The sequence below is a fragment of the Wolbachia endosymbiont of Atemnus politus genome (genome assembly GCF_013309895.1).
On record NZ_JAAXCS010000192.1, the window covers coordinates 1 to 1,454 of the forward strand.

Below are 1,454 nucleotides of genomic sequence, written 5' to 3' on the forward strand. Positions count from 1 at the left end.
CCAATCATGATAATGGGGTTGGCGGGAAGTGGTTTTTGCAACGCGCTCCAAAAACTATGCAAAAAGCCTACTTAAATTAAGGCTCAAAAATACTCAAGATCTTTATTCTTTCTTAATAAGACGTAAAAAGCCCCTTTACCGCCATGTTTTTTTGTGGCTTGTTGGTGGTATAGAACCATATGCTGAATTTTAGTATCATTTAACCAATTATTTAAGTTATTCTTTATAGTGTCTATTTTACCTGTTGCACTACCATGCCCCGTAATTATCAATAAACACCTACTTCCTACTCGATAATTTTTAATAATAAAATCTATTAACTTACAGTAAGCATCCTCTATATTATAGCCATGTAGGTCGAGTTTATCGCTTATAAAATATTTTCCCCTATCAACCTTTAATTTTGTGTTGTAGTCAAGGCAAAATGATAAGTTACCATTATTGGTATTAAGAAAGTTTTTCTGTAAGTCAGAAGTACCTCTGTTAGCTATAGACTTTACATTCACTTTATGATCAGCTTTTAAAGTCACTTTCTCACATTTTATTGGCTTAACATTTTTTTGCCAGTTTAACTCATCATCTGACATAAACGCATTAATTGAATTGCACGATTTTACAACAATATCTAAATATAGTAAAATGCCGCTTATTTTACAAAAACATGATTTCCGATAATACAATGAAACCGTCAAAAACTAATGAGAATTTTTGGCTGTATGGAAGACACACCTGTATGTCAGCACTGAAGAATAAAAATAGGCGGTGTATAGAACTGTTAGTAACAGAAAACTTCTACGAAGAGTATGAAAAAGAAATTAGGCAATATATAGACAGCAAGAGCATTAAAGCTCAGCTAGTAGAGAATAAAATACTCAATGGCATTTTACCCAAAGGTGCTAACCATCAAGGAGTTGCTTTAAAAGTTGCTCCTATTCTTCACAGCTTAAGCATCGAAGAAATAGCCAGAAACTCAAGTAATAATTCTACTATAGTCATTTTAGATCAAGTCACTGACACGCATAACATAGGGTCAATTTTAAGAACATCAGCTTGTTTTAATGTTGATGCGATGGTTTTACCACATAACCATTCACCAAGCGAAAATGCATCTATTGCAAAAGCAGCAAGCGGAGCATTAGACATCGTTCCGCTAATATACGTTACAAACATAGTAAAAACTATGGAGTATTTAAAAAAGGTCGACTACTGGTGCTACGGGTTTGATTGCAATGCTAAAGAGAATATAGATGAAATAAAGAGCTTTGGGGAAAAAAGAGTAATTATTTTTGGCTCTGAAAAAAAAGGAATGCGGAGGTTAGTTAAAGAAAATTGTGATTATCTTGTAAAAATCCCAATGTCAAACGTGATTGATAGCTTAAACGTTTCAAATGCAGCAGCAATAGGACTATATTCCATCTACATTAGAACAAAAATATAACATTGGGATAGAAACG

2 protein-coding genes are annotated in these 1,454 nt (G+C 33.2%); one reads left to right on the forward strand and one right to left on the reverse strand.

Annotation, left to right across the window (positions count from 1 at the left end; all coding sequences use genetic code 11):
* Positions 1 to 83 precede the first annotated feature (83 nt).
* Positions 84 to 587, reverse strand: a complete 504-nt coding sequence (locus tag HET73_RS07420) for a Smr/MutS family protein (protein ID WP_174132749.1) — start codon at positions 585 to 587, stop codon at positions 84 to 86.
* Positions 588 to 679: 92 nt separating this feature from the next.
* Here HET73_RS07420 and rlmB point away from each other — a divergent pair, with 92 nt between their 5' ends.
* Entirely contained in the window at positions 680 to 1,438 is a 759-nt protein-coding gene (gene rlmB, locus HET73_RS07425) for a 23S rRNA (guanosine(2251)-2'-O)-methyltransferase RlmB (protein ID WP_174134295.1), read from the forward strand.
* Positions 1,439 to 1,454 lie beyond the last annotated feature (16 nt).